The sequence below is a fragment of the Embleya sp. NPDC059237 genome, assembly GCF_042754105.1.
Lineage (GTDB): Bacteria > Actinomycetota > Actinomycetes > Streptomycetales > Streptomycetaceae > Embleya.
On the sequence record NZ_JBHZAE010000029.1, the window covers coordinates 37,673 to 55,267 of the forward strand.

The following is a 17,595-nucleotide window of genomic DNA, read 5'->3' on the forward strand; positions in this document are numbered from 1 at the left end:
GCCCGGGGCACCGGCTGGTCTACTGATCGGAATGCAAAACGCACATGCCGCGAGGGCACACCTTCGAGGACGTGGACACGCCGCTCGCCGGCGTGAGGGAGGCCCACTATGCCGTGGAGATCCGCATCAGATTGTCGCAGGTTTCACTCCCGAATCTCTTTCGCGCGAGTCGCCATCGCGTCTCTGGCAGCGATAGCTCTTGCAGCGTTCCTTACCAGCCTGTATACCGCATCATCCACCGTTGCCGGTCATCGGTCGGGGACCGATTCGGTTGCGTCAGGACCTGGCAGCGCAGGCACACGGGGCGCGGGTGGAAAGCTCACCGTCGGGGCCGTCGGCGAGGTCGACACGCTTAATCCCATGACGTACATCCTGTCCAACTCGTACGCCCTCATACCGTACTTGTTCGAGGCGCTGACCTCGCCCTCTCACGATTCCCTCGCCGAACAGGGGCCGGGGCTCGCCGAATCGTGGAATGTCGCGGCCGACGGTCTTACCGTCACGTACCACATGCGGCCCGGTCTCACATGGAGCGACGGGACACCGCTCACCGCAGCGGACGCGGCATATACGCTCGGCCGGGTGCTCGAGGGTGGGCAGGGGAACAGTACATGGGGAAATTATCTCGACAACGTGAAAACCGTGGAAGCCCCGGATGACAGCACGGTCGAGTTGAGCCTCGGCGCGCCGAGCGCGACCCTGCCAAAAATGCCGATCCCCATACTCCCGAAGCACATCTTCGAGCATTATCCCGACGACAGGCTCGACCAGTATCCCCTCGGTCCGAAAAGCTTGGTGACATCCGGGCCCTACCGACTCCTTGAGGGAGGATCGGGCAGCTCGCTGTACCGCTTCGAAGCGTGGCCGGGCAATTGGCGTGGGCTCAGTCCGGTCACGTACGTCGACTGGCGGTTCTTCAAAGCACAGGACACGATCATGCAGGCGATTCGCAAGGGGGAGATCGACTATACGTCGAGTGTGAACGCACTGCAGGTTCGAAAGCTCAAGAGCCGGCAGCACATGTTCGCCAATCAATTCCCACTCCTCGGCAACTTCGTCGAAGTGGGTTTCAATTCGGGCTCTTCCGATCTCAAGACAGGCCATCCGCTCGGTGATCCGAACCCTGCGGTTCTCGATCCGAAGTTCCGTTTTGCGTTGTCCACCGCCTTCGATCCGGCGGAGCTTTCCCGGAAGGCGTTCAAAGGAGGCCTGTCACCTCTGCGGACGATCGTCCCCGACGGCTTCCCGGACTTCCAGTGGAAGCCGCCGGCAGACGGCACGGCCTACGACCCGAAACTCGCCGCCAAGAGGCTCGACGAGGCCGGCTACAAGCTGGACGCCGACGGAAGGCGCACCCTCCCGACCGGTCGCTCGGTACCACGGCTTCGGATCGCGGTCGACGCGTCGGACCAGTCGTCCCTTCTCGCCACTCGACTCGTCCGCGAGTGGATGCAGAATCTCGGATTCGACATCACGATCGACGCGATGACGGCCGACAAGCTGACCGACGAAATCCTGAGCGGGAATTACGACATGTTCTGGTGGGGCTGGGGGTTCAGTGACGACCCCGACGCGATGCTCGTCTACCTGACCTGCGATCAACGCTCGCTTCAGAGTGACAGCTGGTACTGCTCCAAGGAATACGACGATCTGTACACCGAGCAGAAAAACGAGCTGGACCACGACAAACGCGTCGAGATCGTCAAAAAGATGCAGCAGATTCTGTATCACGACGCTCCCTACATCGTGATGGGGCAGCCGATGGCGCAGCAGGCATATCGCAGCGATCGGTGGACGGGATGGACTTCCGCGTTTCAGCCCGGTGGTGATGTCATGGCCGACGTCACCAGTCTCTACGACCTGAGGCCGACCGATGGTGCCGCGCAGGACTTGAGTGCGGACCGAACGGCGCGAACGGCCACAGTCGTTTACCGCAGTCTCGCAACGCTGATTCTGGTCCTGCTACTCGGGCGATTCGCCGTAGCGCGATGGCGCCGAGCGACAGCGGAGGAGCGCGAATGACGTCGCAAACGATCTCCACCACCACCCACGTCGACGGGCTGGTCGGACCGGGCTTTCGTCATCGACGTTCACGGCTCGCCGGCCGCTTCAGCCGCAGGTTCGTACTGACGCAGTTCGCCGGTTCGGCTTGCGCGCTGATGTTCGTCATCGTCGTGAACTTCTTCCTGTTCCGGGTGATCAACCCCCATCCCGAACGGACCCTCGGACGAGGAAAGGCTCGTACCGCGGAGGACCTGGAAGAGATTCGGCACCGACTGGGACTCGACGAATCGATGTGGATGCAGTTCGGAAAATACCTGAAGCAGGTCTTCACGGGAGACTTCGGCGTTTCCTTCCAGTACTCCAAACCGGTCCCCGAGCTCATCGGGGAGCGCATATGGCCGACCCTCCTCCTCGTCCTGCCGGCGACGGTTCTGTCGATCTGGCTGGGCAGCCGGCTGGGCAGCCGTCAGGCGTGGAGGCACGGCGGGCGGTTCGACCGCTCGACATCGGCCTTCGCGACCGTCATGTACTCCATGCCGGAATGGTGGCTCGGTCTGTTGCTGTTCATGGTGTTCGCCGCCAACCCCGTCTTCGGCGTCTTCCCCATCGGCGGGCTCCATTCGCCCGGAGTCGCACCGATGAGCGTCGAGGGCGTCGCGGACACCATCTGGCACCTCGTCCTGCCGACGACGACACTGACGGTCACGTATCTCGCCGAGTACTCGATGATCATGCGGTCGTCGATGCTCGACGTCATGGGTGAGGACTACCTGCTCACCGGGCGTGCCAAGGGGCTCTCCGACCGGCAGGTTCTGCACCGACACGCGCTCCCCAACGCCCGGTTGCCCCTGACCACGCTCGTCGCACTCAACCTGGCGTTCACCGTGGGTGGTGCGATCACCATCGAGACTGTCTTCTCCATCCCGGGGCTCGGACTGCTCACGAGCGAAGCCATGAGGATTCCCGATCTACCGCTTCTGCAGGCGCTGTTCCTCGTTTTCTCCGCCGCGGTCGTGGTCGCCAACCTGGTGGCGAACTTCATCTACGCACTCCAAGATCCGAGGGTGAAAGCATGACCACAGCACCCGCTCTCCCTCGACGGGCCGGCGCGACAGCGCTCCGTTGGAAGCTCCGTCGCGAAGCCTGGGGCCGTACGTGGGCGAAGTTCCGCGCGAACCGGGCGGGCATGGTCGGCCTCGCCGTGCTCCTGCTCTTCGCGGTCGTCGCGGTCTTCGCGCCGCTGCTGGCCGACTCCCACGCGTTGCGCGTGAGCGCCGCGTCGGGTCCGATCCTGGCGCCGCCGAGCCGGGAGTATCCGCTCGGAACCGATGACAACGGACGTTCGGTGCTCACCCTTCTCATATTCGGGGCCCGCGTTCCGCTCCTGGTCGGCCTGATGGCCACGGTCATCTCGATGGTGATCGGCACGATCGTCGGCATGGCCTCGGGGATGTCCGACGGGTGGGCGGGCACCATCCTCTTCCGGTTCACCGAATGGTTCATCGTCATTCCGTTCCTGCCCCTCGCCCTCGTCCTGGCGACCCTGCTGGGCGGCTCCCTGCTCTCGATCATCGTGGTGATCGGCATCACCGGCTGGCCCGCGACGGCGCTGGTGATCCGGGCGCAGACCTTCTCGGTGCGCGAACGGCCGTTCATGGAACGAGCACGGGTGCTCGGCGCGGGGCCCTGGCACCTCATGTCGAAACATGTGTTCCCCAACGTGCTGCCGCTCGTGTTCGCGAACACGACACTCACGGTCGCCGGTTCGGTCCTTGCCGAGACCACGCTGTCCTTCCTCGGCTTCGGCGACCCGACGGCGGTTTCCTGGGGCACGATGCTCAACGCGGCGTTCGGCACCGGCGCCGTGTCGCTGGGGGCATGGTGGGCGCTGCTCCCGCCCGGTATCTGCGTCATCGTGGTGGTGCTCGCGTTCACGATGGCCGGCCAAGCGCTCGAGGACATCGTCAATCCGCGCCTCGAGGAGGGCCGATGACCCCGCTGCTGAGGATCCAGGATCTCCGGGTCACCTACCGATCCAGTCGAGGAGACGTCGCCGCCGTGCGCGGCGTTTCTCTCTCCCTCGACCAGGGCCGCTCGCTCGGCATCGCCGGCGAATCGGGTTCGGGAAAGTCCACGGTCGCGAGCGCGGTGCTGCGGCTCCACCCCCGCAGGGCGGGCGTGGAGGGGCGGGTCGAGGTCTGCGGCAAGGACGTCAACTCCCTCACCTGGGGGGCGCTGCGCCGCATGCGCTGGTCGGACGCCGCGATCGTCTTTCAGGGAGCGATGAACTCGCTCAACCCCGTGCGGACGGTGGGCGAGCAGATCGCCGAACCCGTCCTCGTCCACCGACCCGAGACGACGCGGCGCGCATCCGATCTCCGCGTGGCCGAACTGCTCGACATGGTGGGCCTCGCGGCGGAGCACGCGTACAGCTACCCCCATCAGCTTTCGGGCGGACAGAAGCAGCGCATCATGATCGCCATGGCACTCGCCTGCGACCCCAAGCTGCTGATCGCCGATGAAGCGACCACCGCGCTCGACGTGAAGGTGCAGGCCCAGATCCTGCGCCTGCTTCGAAACCTGGCTGTCGAGCTCGAACTCGGCTTGATGATGATCAGCCACGACCTCGCGGTTCTGTCGAGCGTGTGCGACGAAGTGGTCGTCATGCACGGCGGCCGGATCATAGAGCGGGCTCCGGGCCCGAGGGTGTTCCAGCAGGCGAAGCATCCCTATACGCGGGCGCTCGCGGGCGCGTTCCCCACGATCGGCGACCCGGCGTCAAGGTATCGGCCCCAGGGGCTCGCGGACGATCCGGGCATCGTCGTCGACGACGTGGCCGAGCGTGGATTCGCCGCGCGGTGCGCGTCTGTCGACGGCGAATGCCTCGTCCACAAGCCCGAGTTCGCCAAGTACGCGCGAGGACTGGAAACCGGCTGCCTGCGCGCCGAGGATCTGGGCATCGCCCCTACGGAATCGACGGTGGCCCGATGAACCGCATCGTGCTGAGCGCGACCGATCTCCATGTCACGTTCCCCTCGCTCCACGGTCGCAGCGAGGTCCATGCCGTCGACGGCGTGGACCTCGAGATCCGGCATGGCGAGATCCTGGCGCTGGTCGGTGCGTCGGGCTCCGGCAAAACGACGCTGAGCAGAGCGCTTCTCGGCCTCGAACGTCCCACAAGCGGAGAGGTGACCGCTCTCGGCGAGCGGCTTCCCACCGGTGGCGCCGCGCTTCGCCGCTACCGCCGCCGGGTCCAACTCGTCATGCAGGACCCTGCGGGTGCGCTCAATCCGAAGCACTCCGTCTACGAGTCGGTGGCCGAGGGCATCCGGCTGCACCGGCTCGTCGCCGAGCACAACGCTCGCGGCGATGACGTCACCGAGGTCGATCTCGTCGCACGGGCGCTCTCGAACGCGGGCCTGCGCCCGCCGGAGCAGTTCTTCCCGCGCTACCCCCACGAGCTCTCCGGCGGTCAGCGTCAACGTGTCCTCATCGCCGGTGCGCTCGCCGTCGAACCCGAGACCATCATCGCCGACGAGCCCGTCGCAAGCCTCGACGCGTCGCTCCGCGGCGAGATCCTCGGCCTCTTCCTCCGGCTGCGCGAACAGATGCGCCTCAGCGTCATGGTCGTCACGCACGACCTCGGCCTGGCCTGGAACATCGCCGACCGTGTCGCGGTGATGCGGTCGGGACGACTGGTCGAGGTCGGCCCGACCGAGGAAGTGCTGCTGAATCCGCAACACGCCTACACGCGTGAGCTGCTGGCCGCGCTGCCGAGCGAGCAGCACGGGGCGGCCATGAAGGAAAGTGAAGGATGAAACCGACCATCACCCACGACGAACGTTCTCGGGCCGGTGCGGGCGACGAGGCACCGTACGCCGACGCGTTGCTTCGTCATGCCGCCCGCCGGCCGGTGTCGTTCATGGTGCCCGGTCATGGCGCCGCCGGCGACGGTTTCGCCGCGGGGCAGGCGGAGTTCGCCGGGGAACGGGCGCTGGCCGTCGATGTCACACAGCTGCTCGACGGCATCGACCTCGGAAGAGACTCCCCGCGCGAGCGTGCCCATCGGATGGCCGCCGGGGCATGGGGTGCCCGGCGGACCTGGTTCCTCACGAACGGGTCCTCGCAGGGCAACCGGCTCGCGGCGCTCGCGGTGAGTCAGCTGGGTGACGGGATCGTCATTCAGCGCAGCGCGCACTCGAGCGTCGTGGACGGTGTCATCCTCGCCGGGTTGCGTCCGGCCTACGCCCTGCCCGGCGTGGACGTACGCAACGGCATCGCCCACGGTGTCACGCCGGCGTCCGTCGCGAAGGCGATCGCCGACCATCCCGGGCCGGTGACGGCGGTCTACATCGTGAGCCCGAGCTATTTCGGGGCGGTCGCCGACGTGCCGACCATCGCCCGGTTGGTACACGACGCGGGCGCCGCGCTCATCGTCGACTGCGCCTGGGGAGCCCACTTCGGGTTCCACCCGGACCTGCCTTCCTCCCCCGTGCGGCAGGGGGCCGACATCGTCGTCATGAGTACGCACAAGATGACGTCGTCCCTGCACCAGAGCGCGGTGCTGCACCTCGGCGACACCGATCTCGCCGACGCGCTGGAGCCCGCTCTCGAACGGGCCTATCGCATGACGGCCTCCACGAGTGAGAGTTCACTGCTGATCGGATCGATCGATGTCGCCCGTCGCGACCTTCAACGGGGCGGGCCGCAGGTCGATGACGCGCTGCGTGCCCTGGCAGCGGCGCGTGACCGCGTTCGGGCGGAGCGGGGAATCTCGTTGATCGAGGACACTTTCTCCTCCCACCCGGACATCGTCGACCATGATCCCCTGCGCATGCCGATCGACGTCAGCGGGATCTGCGCGGACGCGCACGCCCTTCGGCTCACGTTGGCGCGCGACTTCGGCATATGGGTGGAGATGGCGACGCGCACGACTCTCGTCCCGCTCGTGGGGATCGGCAAGCGAACCTCGTTCGACCGACTCATCGACGCCGTCCTCGAAACCGGAGGAGACGCGGCGCCGCATGAGATCGGCGACCCGGCGGACCTGCCGTCGCCCGGGCGGATACATGTCTCTCCACGCGACGCGTTCTACGCGCCGTCCGAGGTCGTCCCGCACACCGAGGCGGTGGGCCGGACGAGCGCCGACGCCCTTTCCGCGTATCCTCCGGGAATCCCCAACATTTTGCCCGGCGAGGAAATCACTCGGCCCGCCGTCGACTTCCTCCGTCAGGTCGCCCGTTCACCGGGCGGGTACGTTCGAGGCGCCGTGCTTCCCGACGTGAGCCGCTTTCGCGTGATCGGGTAAGCCGTAGCGGCATCGGCCCTTCGTAAATCGCACCGCGGCACCTCGTCGGTCACGCCCCGCGTCAGGAGGCGCGGACTCCTGAATGCGTGCGCAGCTGCAACCAGACGCCCAAGCACGAATCGGCGTCCTCCAGGTCCACTCCCGTCAGTTCGGAGAAGCGGCGAAGCCGATACCGCAGCGTGTTGGGGTGTACCTGGAGCACCTGCGCTGCCCGGGTCACCTCGAACCGCGCGTCGAACCACGCCGCCACGCTGCCGGCGATCTCCCGATTGCGGGCCGAGGCGGTGAAGATCCGGGCGATCTCCGCGTCACGCAGCCAGGGAGTTCTCGTCAGCTCGGCTGCGACGTGTCGCAGGATCACGTCCACCCGGACGTCGCGCAGGGTTGCGGTGGACCGGTCCGAGCGGGCGACGAGCACCTCCAGCACGTCGTCCGCCTCGGCGCGCAGATCCGTGAGCGGCCGCGTCGCGTCGTGGTCGACGGCCACCGCCGCGAACAGCCGTCGCCGCTCTCGGCCTCCCGGGATGCCGGTGATCGACTCGGCCAGGGAGGACGCGGCGGAGTTCACGTGATCGTCGGCGAGGAGGACGTAGACAACCCCTCCGGACACCGTGATCGAGGCGCTGGGGCGCAGAGCGGTGATCTGGCGTGCGACATTTTGTGCCGCGCGGGCCGTCGCCGAGGATTCGGACCGGTCCGCCGCTGCGCCCCCGAATCCGAACGCGAGCAGCGCGCGAGGCACATCGTCCCGCAGGCGGAGCCGCGTACGCGCACCATCCGCGTTCCCCGTTCCGTCGATGAGCGACCGCAGCGCGTCGCCGCGGAGTTCGTGATGGAACTCGAACGGGCTGCGCGCGCGCAGCATGTGCAATGCCGCCAGCTGAGCGCCCTGCCGCAGCGCGGCTTCGTCACGAGCGCTGATGCCGTGCTCGCCCTCGATCGCCCAAATCGTGCCGAGCGGAAGGTCGCCGGCCCTGACGGCCATCGCCGCACGCGCGAGTTCGTCACCGTCCCGCTCGAATCTGACCACGCCGTCCGACCGCAGGATGCGCCCGTACCGTTCCCGATCTCCCGGATCGTGCGGGGCACTTCGGTCGAGGATGCCTTCGCTGCGTACCGCGTCGATACGCTGGCCCGGAACGCTCGAGTAGGCGACGACGCGCTGCGAGAGATCCTCGATCGACACCGAGCCGCCGATCGTCGCCGCGACCGCGTCCGCGATCACGTACAGCTCCTCGACACCGACAGCGGGTCCCCCGTCGGACGGTGCCCAGTGCGATTCGATCACCGTGTCGAGCAGAGCGGCCAGCTCACGCCAGTTCAGCTCGCTGTCGAAGGACATCAGCGAAATCCCGGCCTCGGCCGCCGTGCGCAGGACCGTCGGTGTCGTCGACGCACCCGCTCGGAGGAAAACCGCACCGAACCCACGCTCGGCCGCTTCCCTCACCGATGCCTCGATCTGCGGCACGTCGCCGCGGCCGGCCAGCAGGAGGATGCCACCCGACAGATCGGGCAGCCCTTCCCCCGGTCCCGCGATGAGGGTGCCGCGCACGAAAAGCGCGCTCGCGGCGGTCGACTCGACGAGAACGGTGACCGGCAGCGGGAGAATCCGCTGCAGGAGTTCCTCGAGGGTGCAGCCGGCTTCTGGCCGATCGGACAAGTTCATTCTCGGATCCTAGTCACTTCGGCCAGAGATTCGCCTCGGATCGAGTCCCTAGCCTGATCGTAAATTCAGAAGGCGGGAACTCATATGACGACGTCGACCCTCGACGCATCACACACAAATCCGAACGACGACGCGCGCGCATTGATCGAATTGTTCCCGGAAGGAACATATGTCGATGCCGAGGACGAGCTGGTCGTGGGAGGCGTTCGGCTGACGGACATCGCACAGCGGTTCGGCACCCCTGCCTACGTGCTCGACGAGACCGCGCTGATCCGCCAGGCGACATTGTTCCGGGAGGCGCTGGCCGCCAGATGGCCGAACTCACGCGTTGTCTTCGCATCGAAAGCGTTCCCGGCGACAGCCGTCTATCGCACGCTCGCGGAAGCGGGGCTCGGAGCGGACGTCGCGGGCGGTGGCGAGCTTGTTCTCGCGCTCGGTGCGGGGGTTGCACCCGACAGCATCGTGATGCACGGCAACGCGAAGTCGGTGGAGGAACTCCAGGCCGCGGTCGACGCGGGAGTGGGGCTCATCGTCATCGACAACTTCGATGACATCGCGAAGCTGGAGGAGATCGTCACCGGCCGCCAGGACGTGCTGATCCGGGTGCTCCCCGAGGTTGCCGCCGAGACGCATGAGGCGCTGGCGACGGGAAAGCACGGGTCGAAGTTCGGTCTGCGGCGGGCGGACGCCGAAGCGGCGATCACTCGCCTCCGTTCCAGTGAGCGCCTCAACCTTCGCGGCCTGCACATGCATATCGGAAGCCAGATATGCGAAGTCGAGCCCTATGTCGCGGCCGTGCGAGCGCTCGCCTCCTACGGCGAGTTCGACATCTACGATCTGGGCGGCGGTCTGGGTGTCCGCTACACATATGACGACGCTCCGCCGAGCGTCGAAGCATGGCTCGACGGCCTCATCGGCGCCGCCAGGCGGTATCTGCCGCCCCACGCGCAGTTGCTCATCGAGCCGGGCCGCAGCGTCGTGGCGCGAAGCGGGCTGACGCTGTACCGGGTCGTCTCGGTGAAGGAGGGACGGCCGACGTTCGTCGCGGTCGACGGGGGTATGGGTGACAACCTCGAAGTATCCCTGTACGGACAGAGGTTCGAGGCGACCGTCGTGAACCGCGTCGGCGGCGGTAAGGCCGTGAACCTCGTCGGCAAACACTGCGAATCCGGCGACCGGATCAGCACGGGCGTGGCGCTGCGCGAACCCCGGGTCGGCGATGTCGTGGCCGTACCCGTGACGGGGGCGTACTGCCACACCATGTCGAACAACTACAACGGTGCCCGTCGGCCCCCGGTGATCTTCGTCGGCGGGGGGCGGTCGCGTGCGGTGGTCCGCCGCGAGACCTACGAGGATCTGAGGCGCCGCGACCTCCTGGACCCCGAGGAAGGCGTGTGACATGTCCGAGGTGACGAACGACCTCATCATCCGCGGCGGTACCGTCGTCGACGGGACCGGAGCGCCGCGCAAGACCGCCGACATCGCCGTTTCGCGCGGTCGCATCGTTCACGTCGGGGACATCGAGCCGGACGGACGGTTCGAGCTCGACGCGACCGGGCTCGTGGTCGCTCCGGGATTCATCAACATCCTGAGCCACGCGTACGAGTCACTGCAGCAGGACGCCCGCGGCTTGTCGGACTTGTATCAGGGCGTCACCACGGAAGTCTTCGGAGAGGGATACTCGCTCGGCCCGGTCATCGACCGCGCCGTCGAAATCGTCGATCCCACGCCCCGGGAAGACGGAGTCCGCACCGCCTTTCCGCGGTTGAACGACTTCCTCGAGAGCCTGGAGGCCAACGGCGTCGGACCGAACGTCGCGAGTTTCGTCGGCGCCCACAATCTCCGTGCGATCCGAGCCGGCGCGGACGAACGGCAACTCACCGACGACGAACTCCGGTCGGTCTGCGCCATCCTCGACGAGGAGCTCGCCGCCGGCGCACTCGGCGTCGGCTCCTCACTCCTGTACGCCCCCGGCGTCTACGCCTCCACCGAGGAACTGGCGGCGTACGCGGGAGTGGCGAGCGCGCACGACGCTCTCTACATCTCACACATCAGGGACGAGGCCGCGCACCTGGAGGAGTCCGTCCGCGAGGTGATCGACATCGCCCGGATGTCCGCCGCCCGGGCACACGTGTGGCACCTCAAGGCCTCCGGCCGTGACAACTGGCACCGGATGGCCGAAGCGATCCGCCTGATCGCGGACGCGCGCGAGGAAGGGATCGAGATCAGCGCCGATCTCTATCCCTACGAGGCGGGCGGTACGAGCCTGGCCGCGTCCATTCCACCGTGGTACTTCGACGGCGGAGAGAAAGCCCTGTTGAGACGCATCACCGACCCGGTCGTCAGGGCGCGGATCATCGCGGACATCCGGGTGCCGAGCGGCACATGGGAGAACATCCACCTCGACGCGGGCGGCGCCGAGGGTATCCTGCTCCAAGGCGGACGCGGCTCGAACGCCGAGGCCGCCGGAAAGACGTTGGCGCAGTTTAGTGCCCTCCGCGGCTACGGCGATCCCCTCGAAGCGCTCCTGGATCTGGTGGCCGAGGACCCGCACACGGAGGCCCTCTACTTCTGCATGTCGGAGGAGAACATCCGCCTCGGTCTGGAACAGTCGTGGGTGAGTGTGTGCTCCGACGCCGAAGCGGCCTCGACGGAGCCGCCGTTCTCGGACTCCCCGACACATCCGCGAGCCTACGGCTCCTTCGCGCGCGTCCTGGGTCCATACGTGCGCGACGGCCTGCTGACGCTGGAGGAGGCCGTGCGTCGCATGACGAGCCTGCCGGCGGACACGCTGAGACTCGTCGGACGGGGGAGGGTCGGGGCCGGCGAGTGGGCCGACCTCGCGATCTTCGATCCGGACGCGGTCCGGGATCACGCGACGTACTCCGAACCCCACCGCTACGCCTCAGGAATGCGCCACGTGCTCGTCAACGGCCGCTTCGCCCTGCGTGACGGGAACCCCACGGGCACACTCGCGGGCCGGGCACTGCGGCGCGGCGTGCGCTGACGCGCTCAGGACGCCCCCGCGGCATTGATCATCACTTCACGGAAGAGGAACACCATGGCGATCACCAGGATCACCCTTGCTCCCGACTTCACCAAGGCCGTTCGCGGGGTGCTGGAGGACACCTCCTGGGCGGCCGGCCTCTCCCTGGCGGTCACGGACCGGCACGGGGTTCTCGCACAGACGTCCGTCGGATTCGCCGACCTCGCCGCCGGCAGCCCCGTGCGTGACGACACGCTCTTCGAGATCGGTTCGATCTCCAAGGGTTTCACGGCGGCACTGATCCTTCAGGCACGTGACAGCGGGCTGCTCGACCTGGACGCACCGGTGACCCGCTACCTGCCCTGGTTCACGGTGAAGTCGAGGTTCGCGCCGATCACCGTCCGGCATCTGCTGAACCACACGGCGGGCATCGTCGGCGGCGCGGAATACACGGGCGAGTCCGCGTTCGAGGTCTGGGCGCTCCGCGACACGGAAGCGACGACCCCACCCGGCACCTGGCACTACTACTCCAACACGGGGTACAAGGCGCTCGGCCTCGTTCTGCAGGCGGTCCACGGCCGGCCCTACGAGCAGGTACTCGCCGAGGACCTGCTCGCTCCGCTCGGCATGACCGGATCGCACGCGGCGATCACGCACGACACACGCCGCCGTCTCGCCGTCGGCTACGGTCCCTTCTACGACGACCGGGCGCCTCGTCGCGCCGACGGACTGGCACCGGCGCACTGGCTCGAGACGGCCACCGCCGACGGCAGCATCGCCTCCACGCCCTCGGAGATGACCGCGTGGATACGCCTCCTGCTGGGCGACGGCAGCGGCCCGGGCGACGCCCGCCTTCTGCGGACCGAAAGCCTGCACGAGATGACCGCCGACTGCGTCGAGGCCGAGGAACCGCCCTACACGTACGGACTCGGCATGTACGTGTACCAGCGTGCGGGCCGCGAGTACGTCGCGCACACCGGAGGAATGGTCGGCTACAACGCCGCTCTCGTCTGCGACCGCGAACGGGGCCTCGGCGCCGTCGTCCTCGCGAACGGCAGCGGAGCGTGGTCGGACGTCGCCCACTTCGCGATCGACTGGGTCGACGCCGCGCTGTCCGGTCGACCGTCGCCCGCGCTCGTCCTGCCCGAGTCCGCGATCGAGGAAGCGCCGCGGGAGCCGAGCGTCATCGAGGAACCGCCCGCGGAATGGCGGCCCGTCGTCGGCCATTACCGCGGCTACAACCCGTGGCTTTCCAACATCCGGGTGCAGTGCAGCAAAGGCCGTCTCTGGGTCTGGCAGGGCGACTTCGCGAGCGACCTCGGCGAGCCGCTGGTTCCGCTGCCCGACGGCGGCTTCCGCATCGGTGAGGACGAGCGTTCCCCGGAGCGGCTGGCTTTCGACGTCGTCCTCGACGGCAAGGCGACCCGGGCGACGCTGTCGGGTTACCCGCTGTACCGGACGTTCACCCCGTGACGTCGGTTCCGCAACGAAGCACCGGGACGACGTCGGAACCAGAGAAAGGCGCACCTCGGATGATTCCGGTCATCGACGGGCACAACGACCTCGCGTGGGCGCGTCGCGAACGCCACGGATACGCCACGGCAGGACTCGACGAGCACGTGCCGGGACTGCACACCGATCTCCCGCGGCTGACGGCCGGCGGCGTCGGCGGACAGTTCTGGTCGGTATGGGTCGATCCGGAACTCGTGGGCGCGGACCAGGTGACGGCGACGCTCGAGCAGATCGACTTCGTCCACCGTCTCGTCGACTCCCACCCCGCTCGGCTACGGTTCGCCCGCACGGCGGCGGATGTACGCGCCGCCTTCGACGAGGGACGAATCGCCTCCCTGATCGGGGTCGAAGGCGGGGCGCAACTGGGCGGCTCGCTCGCCGTGTTGCGTCAGTACGCCCGGCTCGGGGCGCGCTATCTCACCCTCACCTGGTCACGGACCACGCACTGGGCGGACTCGGCGACGGACGAAGCACGGCACGGAGGCCTCACCGACTTCGGCCGGGATGTGGTCAGGGAGATGAACCGGATCGGCGTCCTGGTCGATCTCGCCCACGTCTCCCCGGCGACGATGCGTGACGCGCTGGCCGTGAGCACGCGGCCCATGATCGTGAGCCACTCGGGTGCCCGCCGGATCTGCGACCACCCCCGTAATGTCCCCGACGATGTTCTGGCCGCCGTCGGCGCCGCCGAGGGCGTCGTCATGGTCGCCTTCGTCCCGTCGTTCCTCACCGCCGAATGCCACGCGTGGGAGCGTGCCGGTGAGCAGGGGGAGATGCCCCCGGTGGGTGTCGCCGATGTGGCCGATCACATCGAGCACGTGCGCGAGGTCGCGGGCGTGCATGCGGTGGGCATCGGTGCCGACTACGACGGAACCGACCGGATGCCGGCCGGCCTAGAAGACGTCTCGCGCTACCAGGAGCTCGTGCACGAGCTTCGTCGCCGCGGCTGGAGCGAACCCGACCTCGAGCGCCTCTGCCACGGCAACATCCTGCGCGTGCTGGAGGCGTCCGACGCGGATCACCTCTCCTTCATCCGAAGCACCTCCGACGGCAGCGGGACGTGGACCGCGTGAACGACATACACGGCGCATCGGTGCGGCCGGCCGTCTCCGAGACGGATGCGGAGACCATCGCGCGGGAGTGCTACGGCATCGAGGCGGTGGCGCGCGAGCTGGGCAGCAACCAGGACCGCAACTTCCTCCTGTGGGAACCCGACGGAACGCGCAGCGTGCTGCGGATCGACAACCCGGCCTTCGGGGACGACGCCCGGGATGCCCAGCACGCCGCGCTGGACGCCTATCGCGCCGCGGGTATCCCCGTTCCTTTCGTCCTGGCCGGTTCGAACGGGGAGCCGACACAGCGCAGCGGCGGCGGGTATGCCGTTCGGCGCAGCGAGTTCGCGGCCGGCGAACCGATGCTCGACGCGGGCTACTTCGCCCCCGTGGTGCTGCGGGAGTTCGGCGCTCTCGCGGCCTCGTCCGTGAACGCGCTCGCAACCCTCGCGCATCCGGGCCTCGACCGCGAGCACATGTGGGTCATGGCGGTCGCGCATCGGGAGATCGAAAGGTGTGCGCCCTCGATCCGCGATCGCGCGCTCCGTCATCGCGTGACCGCCGCCGCCGACGAGGCCCGATCCGTCCTCGACGAAGTCGCGGGCGACCTGCCGGTTCAGGCGATCCACGGTGATCTCACCGACGACAACGTCATGGGGATACGCGGGGAGGACGGCCGTCTGCACCCCCGCGTCGTGCTCGATCTCGGTGACCTCGCCTATGGCTGGCGCGTCGCGGAACTCGCGATCACGGCGTCGTCGCTGCTGCATCACGAACCGGAGCGTCCGCTGCGCGTGTTCGACGCGGTTGAGGCGTTCCATTCCCGTGCGCCGCTGTCGCAGGCCGAGGCGCGAGCCCTGTGGCCACTCATCGTCCTGCGCGGCGCCGTCCTCGTCGCCGGCGGATGGCGGCAACTGGAGATCGACGGCTACAACGCGTACGCACGCGACCGAGTCCGCGTCGAGCAGGCGATCTTCGACGCGGCGACGTCCCTGCCGCTTGCCGAGGCCGTCGAGCACATGACCGTGCGTCTTCGCTCCGCCGATCCCGTCGCGGCGCCGGATGGCCTCGGCGCGGATGCCCCGGAGCCGCGCGCGAAACGCACCCGGCCCTTGCCCGTCCGTTCTCTGCTGCCCGAGATCACCGGCGACGTTGTCGTGGTGGACGCCGGTGTGGAGAGCCCGTGGCTGGATGCCGGGCGATGGCTCGACGCCGACGCGGAGGACGGCCTCGTGGCGCGAGCCTTCGCCGCCGGCGCCGCGCTCGCGGTGCTTCCCTTCGGCGTCTACCGCCTCACGCGCACGACGATCGACTCCCCCGACGCCGCGGCGACTTGGCCCATCGGCACGGAACTGCACGTTGCCGCAGGGCCCCGACTCGTAGTGACGACTCCCGTCGAAGCCACCGTGTTCACCGCGGGCGAGCACGGCGTCTGGCTCCGCCTCGGCGACGGATGGTATCTCGACATCGACGGTTTTTCCGTCGATGTCGAAGCGAACGGTGTCCTCGCACCGGGAACGCGCCTGGGCGTGCTCTCCTCCGCGTCGAAATCCCGCTGCCTCTGCGTCACCCTCGTTCGCGCCGACGCGGTCGAAGGCGCGTCGCCGCCCGTCGACGCGGTCAAGCAACCGGACACCGGGCGTTCGGGACTGGTCACGCCGGAGCGGGTCCCGGCATGGTCGGCTCTCGCCCGCGACCCGGCCGGTCTGCTCGGCCTGCCTTCGCGGGCCGAGCGGGACGAGTCGGCCGACGAACAGCGACGCCGCGAGCGCGTTCTCGCCGGCGCTCAGGAGCGCTATTACGAGCGTCCGATGCAGATCGAACGCGGTTGGCGTCACCACCTCGTCGACACCACGGGCCGCGCCTACGTCGATCTCGTCAACAACGTGGCCGGCCTCGGGCACGGGCACCCGGGTGTCGCCGACGCCGTCGACCGGCAGATTCGCGTCCTCAACACGAACTCGCGTTTTCTCTACCGCGAGTTGGCCGACTACAGCGAGCGGCTTCTCGCGTTGCTTCCTCCGGATTCGCCGCTCGACACCGTCGTGCTCGTGAACTCCGGATCCGAGGCCGTCGATCTCGCCCTGCGGCTGGTGCAGGCGGCGACCGGCCGCAAGACCGTCGTCGCGCTTCGGGAGGCGTATCACGGGTGGACGATGGCCGCTGACGCGGTCACCACCAGCGCGTACGACAACCCGTACGCTCTGGATACACGTCCCGAGTGGATTCACGTCGCGGACGTTCCCAACCGCTTCCGCGGTACATACCGGGGCGCGGCGGAGGACCGGTCGGTCGGCGCTCGCTACGCCGCGGACCTTGGAGCCGATCTCGACCGGCTCGCCCGCCGTGGCCGCCCGGCGGCCGGATTCATCTGCGAGTCGCTGCTCGGCAACGCCGGCGGAGTCCTGCTGCCGGAGGGATACCTCGCCGATGTGTACGCGCGGGTCCGCGCGGCGGGCGGCTTGTGCATTGCCGATGAGGTCCAGGTCGGCTTCGGGCGCACGGGGTCGGGCTTCTGGGGCTTCGAGCGGTCCGCGGTCGTGCCGGATCTCATCGCCATCGCGAAGCCGATGGGCAACGGTTTCCCCATCGGAGGAGTCATCACCTCGCGGGCCGTGGCCGACGCCCTCGCCTCCCAGGGGCAGTTCTTCTCCTCGACAGGCGGAAATCCGCTCTCCTGCCGCGTCGGGCTCGCGGTGCTCGACGCCATGGAGGCCGAGGGCACTCAACGCAACGCGCGGGAGATCGGCGATCGCCTCGCGGCCGGTTTCCGGGCGCTCGCGGAACGGCACGGGATCATCGGGCCGATCCACGGCGAAGGCCTCTATCTCGGCGTGGAACTGGTCCGCGACCGGGACACCCTCGAACCGGCGGCACAGGAAGCCGCGGCGATCTGCGAACGCCTGAGGGAACTCGGCGTGATCGTCCTCACCACGTCGGAACGATCGAACGTGCTGAAGGTCAAACCGCCCCTGTGCATCACGGCCGAGAGCGCCGACTACGCGGTCGCCGCTCTCGATCGTGTCCTCACCGAGGGATGGTGACCACCCGTGCGAGTCGCGACATC

At 68.2% G+C, this 17,595-nt stretch carries 12 protein-coding genes; 11 read left to right on the plus strand and 1 reads right to left on the minus strand.

Going from position 1 to position 17,595, the window contains the following annotated elements; translation table 11 throughout:
* Positions 1 to 360 precede the first annotated feature (360 nt).
* The 6 genes from ACFXKZ_RS48975 to ACFXKZ_RS49000 are packed head-to-tail and all read left to right on the plus strand — an operon-like array spanning position 361 to position 7,312.
* Complete coding sequence (locus ACFXKZ_RS48975) at positions 361 to 2,022, plus strand: ABC transporter substrate-binding protein (protein WP_380013803.1); 1,662 nt, start codon at positions 361 to 363, stop codon at positions 2,020 to 2,022.
* Positions 1,989 to 3,080, plus strand: a complete 1,092-nt coding sequence (locus ACFXKZ_RS48980) for an ABC transporter permease (RefSeq protein WP_380013806.1) — start codon at positions 1,989 to 1,991, stop codon at positions 3,078 to 3,080. Before ACFXKZ_RS48975 ends, ACFXKZ_RS48980 begins: the two co-directional genes overlap by 34 nt.
* Positions 3,077 to 3,997, plus strand: coding sequence for an ABC transporter permease (locus ACFXKZ_RS48985; protein WP_380013809.1), 921 nt, complete (start codon positions 3,077 to 3,079; stop codon positions 3,995 to 3,997). The genes ACFXKZ_RS48980 and ACFXKZ_RS48985 overlap by 4 nt, the downstream gene beginning before the upstream one ends.
* Positions 3,994 to 4,995 carry an ABC transporter ATP-binding protein gene (locus tag ACFXKZ_RS48990; RefSeq protein ID WP_380013812.1) on the plus strand — a complete coding sequence of 334 codons (1,002 nt, stop codon included), beginning with the start codon at positions 3,994 to 3,996 and terminating at the stop codon, positions 4,993 to 4,995. Before ACFXKZ_RS48985 ends, ACFXKZ_RS48990 begins: the two co-directional genes overlap by 4 nt.
* Positions 4,992 to 5,822, plus strand: a complete 831-nt coding sequence (locus tag ACFXKZ_RS48995) for an ABC transporter ATP-binding protein (RefSeq protein WP_380013815.1) — start codon at positions 4,992 to 4,994, stop codon at positions 5,820 to 5,822. The genes ACFXKZ_RS48990 and ACFXKZ_RS48995 overlap by 4 nt, the downstream gene beginning before the upstream one ends.
* Entirely contained in the window at positions 5,819 to 7,312 is a 1,494-nt protein-coding gene (locus ACFXKZ_RS49000; protein WP_380013818.1) for an aminotransferase class I/II-fold pyridoxal phosphate-dependent enzyme, read from the plus strand. Before ACFXKZ_RS48995 ends, ACFXKZ_RS49000 begins: the two co-directional genes overlap by 4 nt.
* Positions 7,313 to 7,373: 61 nt before the next feature.
* Here ACFXKZ_RS49000 and ACFXKZ_RS49005 read toward each other — a convergent pair whose 3' ends face one another.
* Positions 7,374 to 8,978, minus strand: a complete 1,605-nt coding sequence (locus tag ACFXKZ_RS49005; RefSeq protein ID WP_380013821.1) for a PucR family transcriptional regulator — start codon at positions 8,976 to 8,978, stop codon at positions 7,374 to 7,376.
* An 84-nt stretch (positions 8,979 to 9,062) separates the two neighbouring features.
* Here ACFXKZ_RS49005 and lysA point away from each other — a divergent pair, with 84 nt between their 5' ends.
* The 5 genes from lysA to ACFXKZ_RS49030 are packed head-to-tail and all read left to right on the plus strand — an operon-like array spanning position 9,063 to position 17,572.
* Positions 9,063 to 10,376 (plus strand): diaminopimelate decarboxylase, encoded by a 1,314-nt coding sequence (lysA, locus tag ACFXKZ_RS49010; RefSeq protein WP_380013824.1) that lies wholly within the window; start codon positions 9,063 to 9,065, stop codon positions 10,374 to 10,376.
* A 1-nt stretch (position 10,377) separates the two neighbouring features.
* Entirely contained in the window at positions 10,378 to 11,985 is a 1,608-nt protein-coding gene (locus tag ACFXKZ_RS49015; protein WP_380013827.1) for an amidohydrolase family protein, read from the plus strand.
* A gap of 54 nt (positions 11,986 to 12,039) precedes the next feature.
* A complete protein-coding gene (locus tag ACFXKZ_RS49020; RefSeq protein WP_380013830.1) occupies positions 12,040 to 13,437 on the plus strand; it encodes a serine hydrolase domain-containing protein in 1,398 nt (465 codons plus the stop codon).
* Between the two features lie 59 nt (positions 13,438 to 13,496).
* On the plus strand, positions 13,497 to 14,549 hold the full coding sequence (locus ACFXKZ_RS49025) for a dipeptidase (RefSeq protein ID WP_380013833.1): 1,053 nt from the start codon (positions 13,497 to 13,499) through the stop codon (positions 14,547 to 14,549).
* Complete coding sequence (locus ACFXKZ_RS49030; RefSeq protein ID WP_380013836.1) at positions 14,546 to 17,572, plus strand: aminotransferase; 3,027 nt, start codon at positions 14,546 to 14,548, stop codon at positions 17,570 to 17,572. The genes ACFXKZ_RS49025 and ACFXKZ_RS49030 overlap by 4 nt, the downstream gene beginning before the upstream one ends.
* The last annotated feature ends 23 nt before the right edge of the window (positions 17,573 to 17,595 follow it).

Bases quoted from the DNA above. Each gene is read 5' to 3' on its own strand.
- ACFXKZ_RS48980 (WP_380013806.1), top strand. From the start codon at position 1,989: ATGGCGCCGAGCGACAGCGGAGGAGCGCGAATGACGTCGCAAACGATC.
- ACFXKZ_RS48985 (WP_380013809.1), top strand. From the start codon at position 3,077: ATGACCACAGCACCCGCTCTCCCTCGACGGGCCGGCGCGACAGCGCTC.
- ACFXKZ_RS48975 (WP_380013803.1), top strand. From the start codon at position 361: ATGACGTACATCCTGTCCAACTCGTACGCCCTCATACCGTACTTGTTC.
- ACFXKZ_RS49000 (WP_380013818.1), top strand. From the start codon at position 5,819: ATGAAACCGACCATCACCCACGACGAACGTTCTCGGGCCGGTGCGGGC.
- ACFXKZ_RS49015 (WP_380013827.1), top strand. From the start codon at position 10,378: ATGTCCGAGGTGACGAACGACCTCATCATCCGCGGCGGTACCGTCGTC.
- ACFXKZ_RS48990 (WP_380013812.1), top strand. From the start codon at position 3,994: ATGACCCCGCTGCTGAGGATCCAGGATCTCCGGGTCACCTACCGATCC.
- ACFXKZ_RS49025 (WP_380013833.1), top strand. From the start codon at position 13,497: ATGATTCCGGTCATCGACGGGCACAACGACCTCGCGTGGGCGCGTCGC.
- ACFXKZ_RS49005 (WP_380013821.1), bottom strand. From the start codon at position 8,978: ATGAACTTGTCCGATCGGCCAGAAGCCGGCTGCACCCTCGAGGAACTC.
- ACFXKZ_RS49020 (WP_380013830.1), top strand. From the start codon at position 12,040: ATGGCGATCACCAGGATCACCCTTGCTCCCGACTTCACCAAGGCCGTT.
- ACFXKZ_RS48995 (WP_380013815.1), top strand. From the start codon at position 4,992: ATGAACCGCATCGTGCTGAGCGCGACCGATCTCCATGTCACGTTCCCC.
- lysA (WP_380013824.1), top strand. From the start codon at position 9,063: ATGACGACGTCGACCCTCGACGCATCACACACAAATCCGAACGACGAC.